At 61.4% G+C, this 20,950-nt stretch carries 17 protein-coding genes; 9 read left to right on the forward strand and 8 right to left on the reverse strand.

The window, feature by feature from the left end; genetic code table 11:
- The first annotated feature begins 1 nt into the window (after position 1).
- From mak to C3F38_RS07150, 3 genes are all read left to right on the forward strand, one after another.
- Positions 2–916, forward strand: a complete 915-nt coding sequence (mak, locus tag C3F38_RS07140) for a fructokinase (protein ID WP_038873216.1) — start codon at positions 2–4, stop codon at positions 914–916.
- 102 nt (positions 917–1,018) lie between these two features.
- The gene (locus tag C3F38_RS07145; protein WP_038873218.1) at positions 1,019–1,252 is read left to right on the forward strand and encodes a type II toxin-antitoxin system Phd/YefM family antitoxin; all 234 of its coding nucleotides are present in this window, start codon (positions 1,019–1,021) and stop codon (positions 1,250–1,252) included.
- Positions 1,249–1,635 carry a type II toxin-antitoxin system VapC family toxin gene (locus tag C3F38_RS07150; RefSeq protein WP_038873221.1) on the forward strand — a complete coding sequence of 129 codons (387 nt, stop codon included), beginning with the start codon at positions 1,249–1,251 and terminating at the stop codon, positions 1,633–1,635. The genes C3F38_RS07145 and C3F38_RS07150 overlap by 4 nt, the downstream gene beginning before the upstream one ends.
- Here the strand turns inward: C3F38_RS07150 and licT are convergent.
- The 3 genes from licT to sbcD form a co-directional block, all read right to left on the reverse strand.
- A complete protein-coding gene (licT, locus tag C3F38_RS07155; protein ID WP_038873223.1) occupies positions 1,632–2,480 on the reverse strand; it encodes a BglG family transcription antiterminator LicT in 849 nt (282 codons plus the stop codon). The two genes, C3F38_RS07150 and licT, sit on opposite strands and share 4 nt — an antisense overlap.
- A 231-nt stretch (positions 2,481–2,711) precedes the next feature.
- The gene (sbcC, locus tag C3F38_RS07160; RefSeq protein ID WP_048232823.1) at positions 2,712–5,963 is read right to left on the reverse strand and encodes an exonuclease subunit SbcC; all 3,252 of its coding nucleotides are present in this window, start codon (positions 5,961–5,963) and stop codon (positions 2,712–2,714) included.
- Positions 5,960–7,192 carry an exonuclease subunit SbcD gene (gene sbcD, locus C3F38_RS07165; RefSeq protein ID WP_103767402.1) on the reverse strand — a complete coding sequence of 411 codons (1,233 nt, stop codon included), beginning with the start codon at positions 7,190–7,192 and terminating at the stop codon, positions 5,960–5,962. The genes sbcC and sbcD overlap by 4 nt, the downstream gene beginning before the upstream one ends.
- A 215-nt stretch (positions 7,193–7,407) precedes the next feature.
- On the opposite strand from sbcD, the gene phoB reads away from it, so the two are divergent.
- The 5 genes from phoB (at position 7,408) to proY (ending at position 13,697) form a co-directional block, all read left to right on the forward strand.
- On the forward strand, positions 7,408–8,097 hold the full coding sequence (gene phoB, locus C3F38_RS07170; protein WP_004940438.1) for a phosphate response regulator transcription factor PhoB: 690 nt from the start codon (positions 7,408–7,410) through the stop codon (positions 8,095–8,097).
- A gap of 24 nt (positions 8,098–8,121) precedes the next feature.
- Positions 8,122–9,438 carry a phosphate regulon sensor histidine kinase PhoR gene (gene phoR / locus C3F38_RS07175; protein ID WP_047728751.1) on the forward strand — a complete coding sequence of 439 codons (1,317 nt, stop codon included), beginning with the start codon at positions 8,122–8,124 and terminating at the stop codon, positions 9,436–9,438.
- 14 nt (positions 9,439–9,452) lie between these two features.
- Positions 9,453–10,415, forward strand: coding sequence for a PstS family phosphate ABC transporter substrate-binding protein (locus tag C3F38_RS07180; RefSeq protein WP_038873239.1), 963 nt, complete (start codon positions 9,453–9,455; stop codon positions 10,413–10,415).
- Between the two features lie 485 nt (positions 10,416–10,900).
- Complete coding sequence (brnQ, locus tag C3F38_RS07185) at positions 10,901–12,217, forward strand: branched-chain amino acid transport system II carrier protein (RefSeq protein ID WP_038873241.1); 1,317 nt, start codon at positions 10,901–10,903, stop codon at positions 12,215–12,217.
- Between the two features lie 73 nt (positions 12,218–12,290).
- A complete protein-coding gene (gene proY / locus C3F38_RS07190; RefSeq protein WP_019454218.1) occupies positions 12,291–13,697 on the forward strand; it encodes a proline-specific permease ProY in 1,407 nt (468 codons plus the stop codon).
- A 32-nt stretch (positions 13,698–13,729) separates the two neighbouring features.
- On the opposite strand, the gene C3F38_RS07195 is transcribed toward proY, so the two are convergent.
- Both C3F38_RS07195 and C3F38_RS07200 read right to left on the reverse strand, forming a co-directional pair.
- On the reverse strand, positions 13,730–13,993 hold the full coding sequence (locus C3F38_RS07195; RefSeq protein WP_038873243.1) for a hypothetical protein: 264 nt from the start codon (positions 13,991–13,993) through the stop codon (positions 13,730–13,732).
- Between the two features lie 132 nt (positions 13,994–14,125).
- Positions 14,126–15,382 (reverse strand): mechanosensitive ion channel family protein, encoded by a 1,257-nt coding sequence (locus tag C3F38_RS07200; RefSeq protein WP_049270771.1) that lies wholly within the window; start codon positions 15,380–15,382, stop codon positions 14,126–14,128.
- A gap of 247 nt (positions 15,383–15,629) precedes the next feature.
- Here C3F38_RS07200 and malZ point away from each other — a divergent pair, with 247 nt between their 5' ends.
- Positions 15,630–17,453, forward strand: a complete 1,824-nt coding sequence (gene malZ / locus C3F38_RS07205) for a maltodextrin glucosidase (protein ID WP_103791757.1) — start codon at positions 15,630–15,632, stop codon at positions 17,451–17,453.
- 53 nt (positions 17,454–17,506) lie between these two features.
- Here malZ and ggt read toward each other — a convergent pair whose 3' ends face one another.
- The 3 genes from ggt to C3F38_RS07220 form a co-directional block, all read right to left on the reverse strand.
- Positions 17,507–19,270, reverse strand: coding sequence for a gamma-glutamyltransferase (ggt, locus tag C3F38_RS07210; protein WP_055316786.1), 1,764 nt, complete (start codon positions 19,268–19,270; stop codon positions 17,507–17,509).
- Positions 19,271–19,504: 234 nt separating this feature from the next.
- A complete protein-coding gene (locus C3F38_RS07215; protein WP_019454212.1) occupies positions 19,505–20,107 on the reverse strand; it encodes a peroxiredoxin C in 603 nt (200 codons plus the stop codon).
- A gap of 229 nt (positions 20,108–20,336) precedes the next feature.
- On the reverse strand, positions 20,337–20,918 hold the full coding sequence (locus tag C3F38_RS07220; protein WP_038873250.1) for an ACP phosphodiesterase: 582 nt from the start codon (positions 20,916–20,918) through the stop codon (positions 20,337–20,339).
- Between the last annotated feature and the right edge of the window lie 32 nt (positions 20,919–20,950).

Genomic DNA, 20,950 nt, shown 5'->3' on the forward strand with positions numbered 1-20,950 from the left:
CGTGCGTATTGGCATCGATTTGGGCGGGACAAAAATTGAAGTGATTGCGTTGGCGGACGACGGGCGGGAGCTGTTCCGCCATCGTATCGCCACGCCGCGCCATGACTACGGGCAAACCCTGGCGGCGATCGCCGGGCTGGTGAAACTGGCGGAAGATCATACCGGTGAACAGGGATCGGTCGGGATCGGCATTCCCGGCACGCTGTCGCCGTTTACCGGGCGGGTGAAAAACGCCAACTCGGTATGGCTCAACGGCCAACCGTTGGACAAGGATCTGTCGGCGCTGTTGGCGCGCGAGGTGCGTATCGCCAACGACGCCAACTGCCTGGCGGTGTCGGAAGCCACCGACGGCGCCGGCGCCGGCGCGCAAACCGTGTTTGCGGTCATTATCGGCACCGGCTGCGGCGCCGGCGTGGCGCTGAACGGCCAGGCGCATTCCGGCGGCAACGGCATCGCCGGCGAATGGGGCCACAATCCGCTGCCGTGGCAGGATGACGATGAGCTGCGTTACGCCCGCGAAGTGCCGTGCTACTGCGGCAAGCCGGGCTGCATCGAAACCTTTATTTCCGGCACCGGTTTCGCCACCGACTATGCGCGCCTGAGCGGCAGCGTGCTGCAAGGGCACGAGATCATGGCGCTGAGCGAGCGGGGCGATGCGCTGGCGGAGCAGGCGATCGTGCGCTACGAAATGCGGCTGGCGAAAGCGTTGGCGCACGTGATCAACATTCTGGATCCGGACGTGGTGGTGCTCGGCGGCGGCATGAGCAACGTGGATCGCCTGTACCGCACGGTGCCTGAAAGGGTGAAAGGTTGGGTATTTGGCGGCGAGTGTGAAACGCCGATCCGCAAGGCGGTTCACGGCGACTCCAGCGGCGTACGCGGTGCGGCCTGGCTGTGGCCGCAACAGCAGCGCTAAGCGTTGCAACAAAGCGCGAGCCTGCTCGCGCTTTAAACGACTCACTGTACAAAAACTGGACGGCGCTTTATGCTTTAGCTAACTTAGCTAAGGAGGACGCGTATGGCAATTCAGGCCAATATGCACGAAGCCAAATCCAATCTGAGCCAGCTGGCGGACAGAGCCGCGGAGGGAGAAACCGTGATTATTGCAAAAGCAGGGAAGCCGTACGTACAGTTGGTCGCCATCCAAGGCGAAGCGCGCCGCCCCGGTGCCGCCAAAGGCAAGTTCACCGTGCCGGCGGATTTCAACGCGGGGGATGCGGTCATTGCGGCGCTGTTTGAGGGCGATGAATGAAGCGTCTGCTGCTGGATACCCACACATTGCTGTGGTGGCTGATTGATGACGCCTGCCTGGGCGCAAACGCCAAAAGGCAGATCGCCGATCCGGGCAATGCGGTGTACGTCAGCGCGGCCAGCATTTGGGAGATCTCGATCAAACAGGCGCTGGGCAAGCTGGCGCTGCCGGAAGACATCTTTGCGATCATCGAGGCCGAAGATTTTCTGGCGCTGCCGATGGACGCCTTTCACTGCCAACAGGCCGGGCAGCTGCCACCCTATCATCAGGATCCTTTCGATCGCATGCTGATCGCACAGGCGCAGGCCGAGGGGCTCACGCTGATCTCCGCCGACGCGGTGTTTCCGCAGTACGGCGTGCGGGTGGCGGACGCCCGCCGTTAAGCCGGTTTTTCCTCGCTTTCGCTGCGCACCCGTTCGATATGAATGGTCAGGAACATCATCTCTTCCGTGGTGAGCTGATGCTGATAGTGCTTTTCGATGTGGCGGTTGATCTTGCCGGCGCAGGCGAATGACTCACGGTATTTCTCTTTCACTACCTGATACAGCGAGTCGTCGTCGCTGTCGACGTAGTTTTTCCCCAGCAGGCGCTGGGCGAAGAATTTCAAATGGGTGACGAAACGGTGGTAGCTCAGGGCTTCCTCGTTGTAATCAAAGCGGAAGTGGTATTTGACCAGGTTGAGGATCTCTTGCATCACGCGGGTGATGTGCAGCGTATTGTGCATCTCGTCGTTAAGCTGGGCGTTGACCAGGTGCAGGGCGATAAATCCGGCTTCATCTTCCGGCAACGCGGTATTCAGCCGTTGGGCGATCAGGGCCAGCGCCTCCAGGCCGACGGCGAACTCGGCCGGATAGAGCTTTTTAATCTCCCACAGCAACGCATTTTTGATATCCAACCCTTCCGCGTGGCGCTGCAGAGCGAAATGGATGTGGTCGGTCAGCGTGATGTAGACGATGTTATGCAACTTGCCCGGCAGCCGTTCGCGGGCGAGGGTAATAATCTTGTCGGCGGTGGTGACGCAGGCCAGCGGGATCTCGGAGAGCAGCTCTTTATAACGCTCGGCGATTTCGCCGCCGTTATGGGTGAACACCTTTTCGATCAGGCTTTCGTCCAGCGTGTCGCCGGGCTTCTTTTTAAAGCCGATTCCTTTTCCCATTACCACCGTCTCTTCCTGACGGTCGTCCAGCGTAATCACCACGTTATTATTGAGTATTTTAGCGATTTTCATGGTCTTTCCCGGTGTTTCAGCATCCTGAAAACGAAAAAACCTGACGCCCGGAAGCGATCCCGGGCGTCAGGTTTTGCCTGTATTTTATGTTTCTGTCCTGCGGCCTGAGCGGCGGAGGGGATACAGTAACAATCCTGTTATGCCTGCATAATAACCCGTGCTCGCCGCGGCTCAACGCTTTTCACCGCGGAGTGCCGCCGCGGTCACACTTCTGTGCCGCGCACGGCGGGATCATTCCAGCCTGAAGTGCGCCTCCAGCCGGCTGACGCCGAGCCCATTGACCTTTTTCACTTTGATCTGCACCGGAATGCGCTCTTTCATCGCCTCGACGTGGCTGATCACGCCAATGGTTTTACCGGAAGCATTCAGGCTGTCCAGTGCATCCAGCGCGGTATCGAGGGTTTCGGCGTCCAGCGTGCCGAAGCCTTCGTCGAGGAACAGCGAGTCGATGCTGGTTTTGTGGCTGACCAGATCGGACAACGCCAGCGCCAGCGCCAGGCTGACCAGGAAGCTCTCGCCGCCGGACAGGGTACGGGTATCGCGCAGCGCGTCGGCCTGCCAGGTGTCCACCACCTGCAGCTCCAGCGCGTCGCTGGTTTTGCGCTGCAGCAGGTAGCGCCCGTGCAGCCGGCCGAGCTGAAGGTTGGCCAGATAAACCAGATGATCGAGCGTCAGCCCCTGCGCGAAGCGGCGGAACTTGTCGCCTTCTTTCGAGCCGATCAGCTGGTTGAGGTAGCTCCAGTCGTCGTAGTCTTGCTGGCTGCGGGCGATTTGCTCGAACAGCGCCTGTTGATTGAGACGGCGGGCGGCGTCGCTTTCCAGCTGGTTGCGCAGCTCGCCCTGGCTCAGCTGCAGCGCCTTCAACTGCTGTGCCAGCTCGGCCAGCGATTGGGTGAGTGCGTCGAGATCCGCGTTGGCTTCATCCGTCCCTTCCGGGCGGTTCTGCCGATGCTGCTCCAGCGTTTGCGTCGCCTGAGCCAGCAGGGCCGCAGCCTCTACCTGCCGCTGTTGCAGCTGCTCTTTGCGCTGCTGCAATTCGCGGCGCAGGGCGTCGTCCAGCAGCGCGGCGGCGAAGGCAGTTTCATCGGCGAATTCGCTGTCGGCCAGCGCCTGCTGCCATTGCTGCTCCGCCTGTTGCAGCCGTTCCTGCATTTGGGCGTGCTGTTGTTGCAACCCGGCCTGCTGGCCGGCCAGGCGCTCGCGCAGTTCCTGCGCCTTTTGCCACTGCTCGGCGGCCTGTAAGCTGGCCTGTTCACAGGCGGTTTGTTTGGCGCGCAGCTGTTCCCGCACCTCGGCGACTCGCTGTTCGCCAAACAGTGCCAGCCGCTGCGCGCGCCGCTCGGCGAGGGTCTTCTCGCCTTCCTGCCAGCGTTGAAGCAGGTCTTGCTGCTGTTGCAGGCTGTCGGCGTGGGTTTTCTGCAGCAGCGTAAAGCGCTCTTCGAGCAACGCCAGCTGTTGCTGCGCCTGTTGCTGCTGCGTTTGCAGAGCGGCGAGCGCGTCTTTTGCCTGTTGTACCGCCTGCGCCGCCTGTTCATGCTGCTGCAGTGCGTGCTGCCCGTGCCGCTCTTCGTCGTCGCAGCCGCTCAGCCAGGCGCTGAGTTGCTCGCCCTCCGCCAGGGTAAAGTCGAATGCCAGCGGTGCGCTGAGCTGCTGCCACTGCTGCTGTTGGGCAGCCAGCTGCTGCTCATCCTGCGCGATAGCCTGCTGCTGGCGTTGCTGCTGCTCTTGCAGGCCTTCACAGCGGGTGCGCAGCTCGGTGCCCTGGGTTTGCAGTTTCTCGGCGAGGGTGCGCATCTCAACCAAGCGTTGTTCCGTCGCCGAAGGCTGCACCGCCTGATATTGCTCCACCGCCGGGTGGCTGGTGGAGCCGCACAGCGGGCAGGGTGCGCCGCTCTGCAACAGGGCGCGCTCCGCTTCCAGACTGACGATGCGTTTTTCCAGCTCGTGGATCCGCTCCACTTCCTGCAGCTGCGCCTTGTGCTGTTTGAATTGCTGACGCGCGTTCTCCAGCTGGTGTTGCAGCCCGGCGAGCTGCGTTTGCCGCTCGGCGTGCTCCGCCTGTTGCCGGGCCAGACGCTCGCGGGTCTGACGGTAAAGAGAAGCGAGCGTAAATAACTGCTGGCGCGTCGGGCGCAGATCCGCCAGGGCGCTCAGGCGCTGGCGCAGCGGGGCCAGCGGGGTTTGTGCCTCCAGCACCTGCTGCCGTTGCCGTTGAGCGGCCAGCGCTTCGATCAGCGCGTTCAACTGCTGCTGATGCTGTGCGGCCTGCGCCGTCAGCTGGCTGCGCTGGGCGGTGAGCTGCTCCAGTGCGGTCTGCTGCTGGGCGCACTGCTGCGCGGCGGCATCGCCGGCCTGTCGCCGCTCGGCCTGCGTCGACTGCAGTTGGGCGATCTGATGGTCGAGCGGGGCGACCTGGTCATCGATCAGCTGTTGCTGTTGCCGCATATGCTCGGCATGGGCTTGCTGCGCCAGACGGGCCTTTTCCACCGCCTGCTGCAGCGGCGCCAGCTGCGCCGAGTGCTGCTCCTGTTGCTGCGTCAGCTGGGCTGCCTGCTGTTGTATCGTCTGCAGCTCGGCGCGGCAGCGATCGCGTTCGCCGCGCAGCGGCCGCAATTTCTCGGCCGGTTCGCTCAGCGCCAGCCGCTGCAGCTGCGGGGCGGCCTCGGCCTGCTCGCGCAGGGCGGTTTCCAGCCGCCGTTGCCCCTCGTTTTGCTGTTGCTGGAGGCGCTGCCATTGCTGCAGCCAGCTCAGCGCCTGTTGCTGTTGCTGGGTTTGCTTGCCGAGAGCGCTTTCCTGCGCGCTCAGCGCCGTCAGCCGTTCCGTCAGGGAGTGGCGCTGTTCATCGTTCAGCAGCTCGATGCCGCTGGCGCGCTGGTGCAACGCATCCAGGTCAGTTTTGGCCTGCTTGTGGGATTCGAACACCTGTTCGGACAGCCGCCCGTAGATTTCGGTGCCGGTCAGCTCTTCCAACAGCTCGGCGCGATCGTTGGCGTCGGCGTTGAGGAACGCGGCGAACTGCCCCTGAGACAGCATCATCGATTTGGTGAAGCGGCCGAAGTCCAGCCCGGTGATGGCCGCGGTGATCTCCAGCTTATCGCGCACTTTATCCGCCAGGATCTTGCCGTCCTCGCGGCGCGCCAGTTCGACCTTCGGCGCCTGCAGATTGCCGTCCGGCGCGTTTTTGGCGCGGCGCTGGCTCCAGAAGGCGCGATAGCCGACGCCCTTGACCTCGAATTCGACCTCCGCCAGCGATTCGGCGGTGTGGCGGGTCATCAGTTCATTCTGGCTCGGCGTGACGTTGAGACGCGGCGTCTGGTGGTACAGCGCCAGGCAGATGGCGTCCAGCAGGGTGGTTTTGCCCGCGCCGGTCGGGCCGGTAATGGCGAACAGGCCGTTGCTGGCGAACGGCTCGGCGGTGAAGTCAATTTTCCACTCGCCCTGCAGCGAGTTGAGGTTTTTTAACCGCAGGCTGAGGATCTTCATGGGTGGGTCTCCTCAGGATTGTGCTGCACCGCATCGACCACCTGGCGGAACAGTTGATGCATCCGCCGTTGGCGCGCTTCGGGCATGTCGGCCTCCTGCGCCAGGCGCCGTTCGAACACCTCGTTGACGCTCAGCTCGTTCAGCGTTTCCTTGTCCTGCTGCGCGATCGCCTGGCGGCGTTGCTCTTTGCTGCGCCGCAGCAGCACCACTTCCACCGGCAGCTCATCCGCCATCAGCTGGATACGGCGCTGGATATCGCTGAGGTAGTCCTGCGTCGCCACTTCGATATCCAGCCACACCGGCAGCTCGCCGGCATAGTCGGCAAATTGCTGCAGCTGCCGTTCGATTTCGGCCAAATCGCCTTTGATCAGTTGCATGGGCTGGAACTGCGGGATCGTTAACGCTTCTACCTGCTGCAGGGTGCCGTCGGCGAAATCCACCAGGAAGACGCTTTTGGCTTTGCCCAGTTCATCGAAGCTGAGCGGAATCGGTGAGCCGCTATAGCGAATATGTTCCGACTTGGCGACGTTTTGCGCGCGGTGAATGTGGCCCAGCGCGATGTAATCGGCAGGGGGGAAGGCCTGCGCCTGGAAGGCATCGAGGGTGCCGATATAGATGTCGCGCACCGAGTCGGAGGTGGTGACGCCGACGGTGGTCAGGTGGACGGTGGCGACGATCGGCAGCGGCAGGCCCAGCCGCTCGCGGCGTTCGCAGGCCGCCTGATACAGCGCTTGGTAATGTTCGGCGATGGCTTCCTGCAGCGCCTGCTGTTTCTGCGCGCCGGATTCGCCGGCGCGGCTGGTGAGCAGATCGCGCGGCCGCAGAAAAGGAATGGCGCACAGCACGGCGCCCGGCTGGCCGTCGCGCCGGTTAAGCACCACGATCTGCTGCTCAAGGGAGCCCTGCGCGCTCGCGATCACCGTGGTGTTCAGGCAAGAGAGCAGTTCCCGCGATTCGTTCAGCGTCGCTACCGAGTCGTGGTTGCCGCCCAACACCACCAGCTGGCAGCCGGTGCGCTGCAGTTCCACCACGAAGCGGTTGTACAGCTCACGGGCGTAGCTGGGCGGCGAACCGGTATCGAACAGATCCCCGGCGACGATCAGCGCATCCACCTGCTGCTGTTCGATCTGTTCGATCAGCCAGTTCAGAAAAGCCTGGTGCTCGGCGGCGCGGCTTTTGGTGAAAAAGTACTGGCCAAGATGCCAGTCAGAGGTGTGGATTAGGCGCATGACACTCCCGGATGCAAAGGTAATGGCGATGATTATAAAGGCCGCGGCTGCGGCTGTCCCGGCGCAATGGCGACGACTACGGAATGATTTTTCTTTGCGCCGGGAAATAATCGCTATGCTTACTGCCTATAACAGCCGCTTTTTTTCATAAAAGTGTCACAAAACTGACGCATAATGGCGCCCGCAAAGTCGCTAACACATTGGCAGGATTGACGATGGCAAGACGCATACTGGTGGTGGAAGACGAAGCGCCGATCCGTGAGATGGTGTGCTTTGTGTTGGAACAGAATGGTTACCAACCGTTGGAAGCCGAGGATTATGACAGCGCCGTGACGCGCCTGTCTGAGCCGTTCCCTGATTTGGTGTTGCTCGACTGGATGTTGCCCGGCGGTTCCGGCATTCAGTTTATCAAACATATGAAGCGCGAAGCGCTGACCCGCGATATTCCGGTCATGATGCTGACCGCGCGCGGCGAAGAGGAAGACCGCGTGCGCGGCCTGGAAGTGGGGGCGGATGATTATATCACCAAGCCGTTCTCGCCCAAGGAGCTGGTGGCGCGCATCAAGGCGGTCATGCGCCGCATTTCACCGATGGCGGTGGAAGAAGTGATTGAAATGCAAGGGCTGAGCCTGGATCCGTCCTCCCACCGCGTGATGGCTAACGATCAGGCGTTGGACATGGGGCCGACCGAGTTCAAGCTGCTGCACTTCTTTATGACCCACCCAGAGCGGGTTTATAGCCGTGAGCAGTTGCTTAATCACGTCTGGGGCACTAACGTTTATGTGGAAGACCGTACCGTTGACGTGCATATCCGTCGGCTCCGCAAGGCGTTAGAAACCAGTGGGCATGATAAAATGGTTCAAACCGTTCGGGGCACCGGCTACCGGTTCTCAACGCGCTACTGATCGCGCCGCGCTGGAGAATATGCCGTGTTAGAACGTCTGTCGTGGAAGAGGCTGGCTCTGGAGCTGGCTCTTTTTTGTCTGCCCGCCTTACTGCTGGGGCTGATTTTCGGTTATCTGCCCTGGTTCCTGCTGGCCTCCGCGCTGGCTGCGCTGGTGTGGAATTTCTACAACCAGCTCAAACTCTCCCATTGGCTGTGGATCGACCGCAGCATGACGCCGCCGCCCGGCCGCTGGAGCTGGGAGCCGCTGTTCTATGGCCTGTATCAGATGCAGCAGCGCAATCGCCGCCGCCGGCGCGAGCTGGCGCTGCTGATCAAGCGCTTTCGCAGCGGGGCCGAATCGCTGCCTGATGCGGTGGTGATGACCACCGTCGAAGGCAATATCTTCTGGTGCAACGGGCTGGCGCAGCATCTGCTCGGCTTTCGCTGGCCGGAAGACAACGGCCAGCACATCCTCAACCTGCTGCGCTATCCGGAATTCAGCCACTACCTGCAACAGCAGGAGTTCTCGCGCCCGCTGACGCTGCAGCTGAACAACGCACACTACGTCGAATTCCGCGTAATGCCTTACTCCGAAGGGCAGCTGCTGATGGTGGCGCGCGACGTCACCCAGATGCGCCAGCTGGAGGGCGCGCGGCGCAACTTCTTTGCCAACGTCAGCCATGAGCTGCGCACGCCGCTGACGGTGCTGCAGGGCTACCTGGAGATGATGGGCGACGAAGAGCAGGACGGCTCGCTGCGCAGCAAGGCGCTCGGCACCATGCAAGAGCAGACCCGCCGGATGGACGGGCTGGTCAAGCAGCTGCTGACGCTGTCGCGCATCGAGGCAGCGCCCAATGTCGACATGAACGAGCGGGTGGATATTCCGCTGATGCTGCGGGTGTTGCAGCGCGAGGCGCAATCGCTGAGCGGCGGCAATCACGAGATCAGCTTCCGGGTGAACGAACAGCTCAACGTGTTCGGCAATGAAGACCAGTTGCGCAGCGCGGTGTCTAACCTGGTGTACAACGCGGTTAACCACACGCCGAAGGGCACCCATATCGAAGTGAGCTGGCAGCAGACGGCGCACGGCGCGCAGTTCCAGGTCAGCGACAACGGGCCGGGCATCGCCGCCGAACACCTTCCGCGCCTGACCGAGCGTTTTTACCGCGTCGACAAGGCCCGTTCGCGCCAAACCGGCGGCAGCGGGCTGGGGCTGGCGATCGTCAAACACGCGCTCAGCCATCACGACGCGCGGCTGGAGATCCTCAGCGAGCCGGGGATCGGCACGCGCTTTATCTTTACCTTACCCAACCGGTTGATTGTTCCCGCCGCTTTATCAGAGAATGCGGTGAAAAATTAACGCGAGACACCGGTATGACCCGAATAACCCGAGGGCTGTTGCTTTGCCTGGCGCTGCTGGCCGGACGCGGCGCGCTGGCGCAGCCCGAAGGCATGCTGGCGGGCAACCTGTCCAGCGTCGGTTCTGACACTCTGGCGAATCTGATGGCGCTGTGGGCGCAGGATTTCAGCCAGCATTACCCCAACGTTAACCTGCAGATCCAGGCCGCCGGCTCCTCTACCGCGCCGACCGCGTTGGCGGCGGGCGCCGCGCAGCTGGGCCCGATGAGCCGGCCGATGAAGGCGGCCGAGGTTTCGGCGTTCGAACACCGTTACGGCTATGCGCCGCTGGCGGTGCCGGTGGCGGTGGATGCGCTGGTGGTATTGGTGCATCAGGATAACCCGCTGCGCGGCCTCAATTTGCAGCAGCTCGATCGCATTTTCTCCGCCACCCGGCGCTGCGGTGAAAGCAAACCGCTGACGCGCTGGGGCGAGCTGGGGCTCAGCGGCGACTGGGCAACGCGCTCGCTGCAGCGCTTCGGCCGCAACTCGGCGTCCGGTACCTACGGCTATTTCAAACTGCGCGCGCTGTGCGGCGGCGATTTTATGCCGCGCGTCAATGAGCTGCCCGGCTCAGCTTCGGTGGTGCAGGCAGTGGCCGGTTCGCTCAACGGCATCGGCTATGCCAGCATCGGCTTTCGCGCCAGCGGTGTGCGGCTGCTGCCGTTGGCGGAGTCGGGAGAGGACTATGTCGCACCTACCGCCGCCAACGTGCGTAACGATCGCTACCCGCTGTCGCGCTATCTCTATATCTATATCAACAAAGCCCCCAATCAACCGCTCGAACCGCTGACCGCCGCGTTCCTCGACCGCGTGCTGTCGACCGCAGGGCAGAGCCTGGTCAATCACGACGGCTATCTGCCGCTGCCGCCGGCCGCCCTGCAGAAGACCCGCCAGGCGCTCGGCTTGCAGCCGCTCGCGTCGGCCACGGTGCAATAAGCGGCAAAAAACGGCGTAATTTTCGCCTTTTTTCACGGCCAAACGGAGCTTATGCCACGCGAAAACCGGGCATTTATTGGCGTTTTCGCGCGGTAAAGTGATATATGCTTCACGTTTCGTGAATCTGTTGTTCAAAAATGATACAAATCATGTAGTGTATATTTATTGATAGCCAATATGATCGACTGGTGGTAAAAGTTTATATGGTCGATAGTTCTGCTTTTCGCCGTGCGCCTTGCCTTGAAGCGCTATAAACGTTTACCTTAGCCTTCGTTGTCGGATTAAACCTCCATTTTTATAACTCCTAAAATTTTGCCCATCTTCATGAGCGGCCACTTTCGAATAGGGACATAAACGCCGGATCTATTGCGTTTAGGGTGCTTATTTGGCGCTGCAACGATCGGGCATGCCGGCAACCGGGTGGGGCGTCACGCCACCACGCTATCGGACACTATTTTTCATTTGAACAGGCAACACGACATCGTATGAGTCATCGTTTAACGTCAAAAGATATCCTGGCACTGGGCTTTATGACCTTTGCCTTATTCGTCGGGGCCGGGAACATCATCTTCCCGCCGATGGTCGGCTTGCAGTCCGGTGAACACGTCTGGACCGCGGCGCTGGGCTTCCTGATCACCGCCGTCGGTCTGCCGGTCATCACCGTCATCGCGCTGGCGCGCGTCGGCGGCGGCATCGACGCCCTCAGCTCACCGATCGGCCGTGGCGCCGGCCTCTTGCTGGCGACCGTCTGCTACCTGGCCGTCGGTCCGCTGTTCGCCACGCCGCGTACCGCTACCGTGTCCTTTGAAGTAGGCATCGCCCCGCTGACCGGCGACGGCGCCATGCCGCTGTTCATCTACAGCCTGGTGTACTTCGCGCTGGTGATCGGCATCTCCCTGTATCCGGGCCGCCTGCTCGACACCGTCGGCCACGTGCTGGCACCGCTGAAGATTGTGGCGCTGGCCGTATTGGGCATCGCCGCGCTGCTGTGGCCTGCCGGTGCGCCGATCCCGGCGACGGCGGCTTACCAGAGCGTGCCTTTCTCCTCCGGCTTCGTTAACGGCTATCTGACCATGGATACGCTGGGCGCGCTGGTATTCGGCATCGTTATCGTCAACGCGGCGCGATCGCGCGGCGTGAAAGACGCCGGTCTGTTGACCCGTTACACCATTCTGGCCGGTTTGATTGCCGGCGTGGGCCTGACGCTGGTTTACCTGAGCCTGTTCAAGCTGGGCTCCGGCAGCGGCGCGTTGGTGCCTGACGCCACCAACGGCGCGGTGATCCTGCACGCTTACGTTCAGAACACCTTCGGCGGCCTGGGCAGCTTCTTCCTGGCGGCGCTGATCTTCATCGCCTGTATGGTAACCGCGGTCGGCCTGACCTGCGCCTGCGCCGAGTTCTTCGCGCAATACCTGCCGTTCTCGTACAAGACGCTGGTGTTTATCCTGGGCCTGTTCTCGATGGTGGTGTCCAACCTCGGCCTGAGCCACCTGATTCAGATTTCCATTCCGGTGCTGACCGCGATTTACCCGCCGTGCATCGTGCTGGTGGTGCTGAGCTTCACCCTGCGTTGGTGGCACAGCGCGCCGCGCATCATCGCGCCGGTGATGCTTGTCAGCCTGTTGTTTGGTATCCTTGACGCGGTTAAAGCCTCCAGTTTCCAGCAGCTGCTGCCGGCCTGGACCACTCACCTGCCGCTGGCGGAGCAGGGGCTGGCATGGTTGCCGCCTTCGCTGCTGATGCTGGTGCTGGTCGCGATTTATGATCGGGTGTGTACGCGTTCCCAAGTGACCGCGCACTGATAATCCCCCGGCTTAATCCAGGGCCACGGACATGTCCGTGGCTTTTTTACGTTTAAAACTATGGGTCATCTTCATGCAACAACAGTCACCCACCACGGCCCCCGACAATAAGCTGAAACGCGGCCTCAGTACGCGTCATATCCGCTTTATGGCGCTGGGATCGGCCATCGGCACCGGGTTGTTCTACGGCTCGGCGGACGCCATCAAAATGGCCGGCCCGAGCGTGCTGCTGGCTTACCTGATCGGCGGCATCGTGGCCTTTATCATCATGCGCGCACTGGGGGAGATGTCGGTCAACAACCCGCAGGCCAGCTCGTTTTCCCGCTACGCGCAGGACTACCTCGGCCCGATGGCGGGTTACATCACCGGCTGGACCTACTGCTTTGAAATCCTGATCGTCGCCATCGCCGACGTGACCGCCTTCGGCATCTATATGGGGGTCTGGTTCCCTGAAGTGCCGCACTGGATCTGGGTGCTGAGCGTGGTGCTGATCATCGGCGCCATCAACCTGATGAGCGTCAAGGTATTCGGCGAGCTGGAGTTCTGGTTCTCGTTCTTCAAGGTCGCCACCATCATCATCATGATCGCGGCCGGCATCGGCATCATCATCTGGGGCATCGGCAACGGCGGGCAACCGACCGGCATTCATAACCTGTGGTCGAACGGCGGCTTCTTCAGCAACGGCTTTATCGGCATGATCCTGTCGCTGCAGCTGGTGATGTTCGCTTACGGCGGCATTGAAATCATCGGCATCACCGCCGGCGAAGCCAAAGATCCGAAAAAATCGATTCCGAAGGCCATCAACTCGGTGCCGTGGCGCATTCTGGTGTTCTACGTCGGCACGCTGTTCGTCATCATGTCTATCTACCCGTGGAACCAGGTGGGCACCAACGGCAGCCCGTTCGTGCTGACCTTCCAGCATATGGGCATCACCGTGGCGGCAGGCATTCTCAACTTCGTGGTGATCACCGCTTCGCTGTCGGCGATCAACAGCGACGTGTTCGGCGTCGGCCGCATGCTGCACGGCATGGCCGAGCAGGGCCACGCGCCGAAGATGTTCAGCAAGGTGTCGAAACGCGGCATTCCCTGGGTGACGGTGGTGGTGATGATGCTGGCGCTGTTGCTGGCGGTATATCTCAACTACATCATGCCGGAGAGCGTGTTCCTGGTGATCGCGTCCCTGGCGACCTTCGCCACCGTGTGGGTGTGGATCATGATCCTGTTCTCCCAAATCGCCTTCCGCCGCAGCCTGAGCAAAGAGCAGGTGAAGCAGCTGGCGTTCCCGCTGCGCGGCGGGGTGTTCACCTCGGTGGTGGCGATCGTGTTCCTGGTGTTCATCATCGGCCTGATCGGCTACTTCCCGACCACGCGCGTCTCGCTGTACGCTGGACTGGTCTGGGTGGTATTGCTGCTGGCGGGATACTGGTTCAAGGTCAACCATCAGAAAAAACGCGCGCCGTTGGCGACGCAGCAAGACTAAATGGAAAAACACCGGCTGAGGCCGGTGTTTTTTTAGCGTTTGTCTTCCACTTCATCCTCCCCGGCGGCGCGCGCTTCGATACGCATGTCGCCGCCGTTAAGGCGTTCTTCCTCTTCCTCGCCGGCGCAGCGCGCCAGCACTTCGCGAATGTCCTGCATATTGCTGCTGAGGGCGCTCAGCGAAGGTTGCAGATTGCGTGGCATGCGGCTTTCGTCCAGCGAAGCGCTGTGCAGGCAGCCGATAAACAGCAGGGTGGCCATCAGGGTAAACAGCCGATGACGTAACCGTTTCAGCAAGGGCTTTCCCTCTCGGTGGTGAAGGTGATGGCGCATTAACGCCGTTTTCGCCGGGGAAAAGAAGGGGATGGAGATATCTGCTGGCAATTGAAAGAACATCATTACCAGCAGACACAGTTACGTCAGCCGACGTCAGGAAGCGTTCGCGTTTTGTAGCAGCATGCCGCGCAGGTCATTGCCGGTTGGCGTTTGATGCACGCGCAGGCCGAACTCGTCGATCACCGCCAGAATATGGTCGAAAATATCTGCCTGAATGCTTTCATACTCCGCCCAGACCGTGGTGTTGGTGAAGGCGTAGATTTCCAGCGGCAGGCCTTCCGGCGTCGGTGCCAGCTGGCGCACCATCAGCGTCATGTTCTGGTGAATGCGCGGGTGAGCGCGCAGATAGGCTTCCAGATAGGCGCGCAGCGTGCCGAGGTTGGTCAGGCGGCGGCCGTTGAGCGGCGAGGCCAGATCGACGGCGATCTCCTGGTTATGCTGGCTCAGCTCTTGGGTCTTGACGTTCAGGTAGCTGTGCAGCAGCGGGTTGCGCTGCAGGCGGCGCTGTTCCTCTTCCGACAGGAAGTGCACGCTGCCGGTGTCGATATTCAGGCTGCGCTTGATGCGACGCCCGCCGGATTCCGACATCGACCGCCAGTTTTTGAATGAGTCGGAGATCAGCGCGTAGGTGGGAATGGTGGTGACGGTGTTGTCCCAGTTACGCACTTTGACCGTGGTCAGGCCGATGTCGGTGACCGCGCCGTCGGCGCCGTATTTCGGCATTTCCAGCCAGTCGCCGATCTTCAGCATATCGTTGGCGGAGAGCTGAATGCCGGCCACCAGCCCGAGGATCGGATCCTTGAACACCAACATCAAGACCGCGGTCATGGCACCCAGGCCGCTGAGCAGCAGCAGCGGCGATTTGCCCATCAGCAACGAAACGATCATGATGCCGATCAGGATCGCCGCCACCAGTTTCAGGCCCTGGAAAATGCCGCGCAGCGGCAGCTGATTGGAAATCGGGCTTTGGCGCAGCAGCGCCAGCAGCGTATCCAACAGCGAGAACAGCGACAGCAGGGTGAAGGCGAGGATCCACACCTGCGCGGCGGTGACGATCACCGCCTGGGTTTGGCTGCCGCTCTGCAACCACAGCGTCGCCTGGATGCTGATGATCACCCCTTGCAGCAGCAGCGCCACGCGCTGGAACAGTTTGTATTGGGTGATGGCCTGTTGCCAGACGCGCTGCGATTGCTGGCCACGGCGCTGAAGGGCGGCCAGCACCACCCGGTGCAGCACCAGGTGGATCGCGACCGAGATCAGGACAATCAACCCCAATACCATCAACAGCGACATCACTCCGCCGAATTCCAAACCAAACTGTTCCAGCCAGCGCGTTATCTGTTGTTGCATTACCGCTCCTTAAAAAATGCGCAAAAAATATCCTGTAAACTTAAAACGCGTTAGCCTAAGGGGTAACGCGCAGGATTTGTGCCTGTTTACCTTTTTTTACATCGAGTTAGCGTTATTTTTCGGTCTCCGCCCCCCGGCTCATCCCCGGGTTTTGCGGCCAGAGAGGAGGGGGAGTTGCACTTAACGTGGCATTGTTCGCTTCTTGAAGAACGCCGTCGATTTCGTTTGGTACAGCAGGAGAAACAGTATGCTTAACGCCTGGCATCAACCGGTCCCGCCTTTTGTGGTGAAGCAAGGGCAACGTTTGGATATCACGCTGTGGTTACAGGGGGATGAACTGCCGGAACGGGTGTTTTTGCGCGCCGAACCGGACAACGAAGAGTGGCTGCTGGTGATGAAAGCGCAGCGTCACGAGGGAATGCGGCGCTACCAGGCCAGCCTGACGCTGAATGAGGGCGAGCCGACGCGGCGTTACTGCTTCAAGCTGCTGTGGGCCGATAGCCAGCAGTGGTTCGGCCCGCAGGGCTGGTCGCCAACGCCGCCGGGCCAGCTGGCGCAGTTCGCCGTCGACGAGCCCGACCATGGCCCCGAATGGGTGGCGGATCAGCTGTTCTACCAGATTTTCCCCGATCGGTTCGCCAGCAGCGGCGGCGAACACGGCATCCAGAGCGGCAGCTACCGCCATCACGCGGCCGGTGCCGAGGTGATTCGGCGCGACTGGCAGCATCCGCTGGAGGATCGCCACGCCGCCTCGACCTTTTACGGCGGCGATCTGGACGGCATCAGCGCCAAACTGCCGTATTTGCAGCAGCTGGGCGTGACGGCGCTGTATCTGAACCCGATTTTTACCGCGCCGAGCGTGCATAAGTACGATACCGAGGACTATTACCAGGTCGATCCGCACTTTGGCGGCAACGCGGCGCTGCAGCGTTTGCGAGTGAGCACTCACAAGGTGGGCATGAAACTGGTGCTGGACGGGGTATTCAACCACACCGGCGACTCGCATCCGTGGTTCGACCGCCATCGCCAGGGCGAAAACGGCGCCTGTCACCACCCCGATTCACCGTATCGCGGCTGGTTCAACTTTTACCCGGACGGCCGCGCGCTCGACTGGAAGGGCAACGCCAGCCTGCCGAAGTTTAACTTCGCCGAGCCGCAGGTGGCGGAAGCGATCTATCGCGGAGAAGGCAGCGTGGTGCGCCACTGGCTGCGCCCGCCGTACAGCATCGACGGTTGGCGGCTGGACGTGGTGCACATGCTGGGGGAGAACGGCGGCGCCACCGGCAACTTGAACCACCTGGCTGGCATCTATCAGGCGGTGAAGCAGGAGAACCCGCAGGCCTACGTCTTGGGCGAGCATTTCGGCGACGCGCGCCGCTGGCTGCACGCCGGCGTGGAGGACGCGGCGATGAACTACATGGGGTTCGCGCTGCCGGTGCGGGCATTTTTGGCGGGGCTGGACGTGGCCTATCACCCGGTGCGGCTGGACGCCGCCGGGTGCGCGCAGTGGATGGACGGTTACCGCGCCGGGCTGCCGCACGGCCGCCAGCTGATCCAGTTCAACCAGTTGGACAGCCACGATACCGCGCGTTTTCTCACGCTGTTGCAGGGGAACGCGGCGCGCATGCAGATGGCAGCGGTGTGGTTGCTGAGCTGGATTGGCGTGCCTTGTCTCTACTACGGCGATGAGATTGGTCTGGACGGCGGCAACGATCCGTTCTGCCGCAAGCCGTTCCCGTGGGACGTCGGCGACTGGGACCGGCCGCTGTTGGCGCTGTTCCAGCGCATGGCGGCGCTGCGTAAACAGAGCGTGGCATTGCGTCGCGGCGGCTGTCAGGTGCTGTATGCCAGCGGAGAAACGCTGGTGTTCGTGCGCCTGTATCAGCAGGAGCAGGTGCTGGTGGCGCTGCAGCGCGACGGCAGCGGCCAGGCGCAGCTGCCGCACAACCCGCTGTTGGCGCGCGGCCCGTGGCGGCGTGTGGAAGGGCGGGGAGAGTTGAGCGAAACGGCAGGCGGGCTGCGCCTGCAGCTGGCGGAAGAGTCGGCCACCGTGTGGCGCTGCGAAGGCTAAAGCAACTGCGGGGGCCAAAGGGCCCCCGCGATAAAAGTGAGTAGGCGTTTACATCAGTAACCGACCGCAGAACCTGCCGGGCGACGCACGTCGTTGGCGCCATACAGATAGCCTTCGCGCACCTTGCCGGAAACCGCCGAGTCGTTGCCGGAGTTGGCCGGGCTGACGCCCGCCGCGCCCGGCAAACCGACCAGAATCAGTTCGGCGGCGCCCCACGGCGTTTGCTCGACCATCTTATAGCCCATACCGCTCAGCAGCTTCAGCGTATCGGCGGAAACGCCGCGCTGTTCGTAGTACACCTCATCCGGCAACCATTGGTGATGGATGCGCGGTGCGTCCACCGCTTCCTGCGGCGCCATGCCGTGGTCGATCACGTTCAACGCGGTCTGCAGGGTGATGGTGATGATGCGCGAACCGCCCGGCGAGCCCAGTACCATAAAGATCTTGTTGTCCTTGGTCACCAGCGTCGGGCTCATCGACGATAGTGGGCGCTTACCGGGGGCAATGCTGTTGGCGGTGCCCTGCACCAGTCCGTACAGGTTTTTCTCGCCCACTTTGACCGTAAAGTCGTCCATCTCGTCGTTGAGGAAGAAGCCGGTGCCCGGTGCGATCACCACGGCGCCGAAGCGGCCGTTGACGGTATAGGTGGTGGAGACGGCGTTGCCGTCGTGATCGACGATCGAATAGTGGGTGGTTTCCGGTTTTTCATGCGGCTCCATGCCGGGCTGCACGTTTTCCGATGGCGTGGCCTTGTCCGCGACGATTTTCTTGCGGATCTGCTCGGCGTAGCTCTTGCTCACCAGCCGGTCGATCGGGTTCTTGATGAATTCCGGGTCGCCGAGGTAGGTGTTGCGGTCCATGTAGGCATGGCGCATCGCTTCGGTCATGGTGTGAATGGCCGCCGCCGAGTTGAAGCCCATGCTTTTCAGGTCGTAGCCTTCCACCACGTTGAGGATTTCGCACAGCGTCACGCCGCCGGAGCTGGGAGGCGGCGCCGACACAAACTTGTAGCCGCGATAGCTGCAGGTAATCGGCGGGGTTTCGGTGACCTTGTAATTGGCGAAGTCGGCGGCGGTCAAGATGCCGCCGCCCTGTTTGGCCGCCGTCTCCACCGCCTGCGGGATCTTGCCTTTATAGAAGGCGTCGGTTCCCCCTTTGGCGATGGCTTCCAGCGTATTGGCCAGATCGGTTTGCATCAGTTTGTCCCCTGGCTGCAGCGGGCTGCCGTCCGGGCGCAGGAAGATTTTGGCCGACTCGGGATCCTGTTTGAAGCGTGCGACGGTGGTGTCGAGAATATCGGTATCGGCGCGGGTCAGCACAAAGCCTTCGCGCGCCAGCCTGATAGCCGGCGCCAGCACCTGTTCGCGGCTCAGCTTGCCGTACTTCTCACGCGCGGTTTCCATCCCCAGCACGGTGCCCGGCACGCCCGCTGCCAGATAGCCGTACAGGCTGGCGTCTTTCTTTACCTTGCCGTCGGCATCCAGATACATGTTGGCGCTGGCCGCCGCCGGCGCGGTTTCACGGAAGTTGATGAAGGTGTCGGTGCCGTCCGCCAGGTGGACGGTCATAAAGCCGCCGCCGCCGATGTTGCCGCAGCAAGGGTTAACCACCGCCTGCGCATAGCCCACCGCCACGGCGGCGTCGATGGCGTTGCCGCCCATCTTCAGGATATCCACGCCGACCTGCGAGGCCAGGTGTTGCGAGGTGACCACCATGCCGTTTTTGGCTTCCACCGCCGGGTTGGATGCCGCATACAGGCTGCCGCTGACCAGCAGCGCCGCCATGGTCAGGGGTTTGCTCCATTTCTGTAAAAACATAGTTATTCCTACCCTGTCAGTTTTTTATTGTGTTGTGTTTGCTTGCCGCTGTTCACTTGCAAAGCGCGAGCCAGCGTTATTGATAGTAGCCGCAGATGGGCGTGCGCGCGGCGAGCAGGGTGGGAAATGTGAGCGGAAACAGGGAAATAAAGCACTGAAGGTGGGCGGTCTGCCCCATAAAGGGGCATAAAAAAACCGGCCGCGTGGGCCGGTTGATTCACTATCAGGCTGAAATTACAGCTTGGCAGCGTTTTCAGACAGGTATTTTGCAACGCCGTCTGGGGAAGCGCCCATACCTGCTTTGCCTTTTTCCCACTGAGCCGGGCACACTTCACCGTGCTCTTCGTGGAATTGCAGCGCATCAACGGTACGGATCATTTCGTCGATGTTACGGCCGATTGGCAGGTCGTTAACAACCTGAGCACGCACGATGCCGTCTTTGTCGATCAGGAAAGAGCCGCGCAGCGCAACGCCGGCTTCCGGGTGTTCGATGCCGTAAGCTTTCTGGATTTCACGCTTGATGTCAGCAACCATTGCGTATTTCACTTCACCGATGCCGCCTTTGTCGACAGGGGTTTTACGCCATGCGTTGTGGACGAACTCTGAGTCGAAGGAAACGCCAACCACTTCAACGCCACGCTTCTGGAACTCTTCATAGCGGTGATCGAAAGCGATCAGCTCGGAAGGGCATACGAAGGTGAAGTCCATTGGCCAGAAGAACAGCACGGCCGGTTTGCCGTTCAGGTGCTTCTTCAGGTTGAAGTTTTCAACGATTTCGCCGCTACCCAGTACGGCAGCTGCAGTGAAGTCAGGGGCTTGACGAGTTACCAGGACCATAATTACTCCTGTAATAGGTGTTAAAGGGTGGATGTAAAAACAAGGGCCAGTATAGGGGCCGCGACGTGGTGAATAAAGGGTAAAAGACCAATCGATGAGATAGCTTTCACCTATCAAAGTCGTTGATATAATTTAGCGAGCTTTAAAAATAACCTTTTCCCACAAAAGGGCAAGCGGCAAAACGTAAATTCTTGCAAGGCGTTGCAATTTCAATGGCTTGGGCTTGACCTCAGAGCGCTTTGTCCTTCGCCTGCCGCATCATTTGCGGGTAAAACTGCCAGAACTGTGTTTCAAGCTGATGATAATGTTGCTCGACGTCGGCGAACGAGCCGGCCAGCGCATCGAGGCGCGGGCGGCGGCTGGCCATGCCCTGCAGCACCCGGGCAATGAACGGCAATTCGGCGTAGCGTTCCAGCCAGCGTTCCGGCCACAGGTAGCCGTTCAGGTTCTGAAAGCGCGGCGGCGTGAGCGGCAGAAAAGGTTCGATCTGGCTGCGGGCTTCCTGGGTAAACTGGTGCAGGTCGCGCGAAGGCTCCAGCTGCTGCCAGTGGCGCGCCAGAAAATGGTCCCACACCACGTCGAGGGTGATCGGTGCCACGCGGCGGTAAGGGGCGCTGAAATAGTCGCGGCTGGCTTTGACCTGCGGCAGGCTGTCGGTCAGCACGTCGACGCGGCGGTGCATCATGATGCCGGCCACCACGTCGGGCTGGTAGTCGGCGGCGGGGTTGCCGCGCACGAAATCGGCCAGCAGGTTGCCCAGCAGCGAGCTGTTCGCCAGCATGGCCAGGTGAAGATGAGCGAGAAAATTCATCCCTCAACTATACCCGAAGTCAGGCAAATCCT

The sequence above is a fragment of the Serratia sp. SSNIH1 genome, from assembly GCF_002935055.1.
GTDB classification, from domain to species: Bacteria; Pseudomonadota; Gammaproteobacteria; order Enterobacterales; family Enterobacteriaceae; genus Serratia; species Serratia nevei.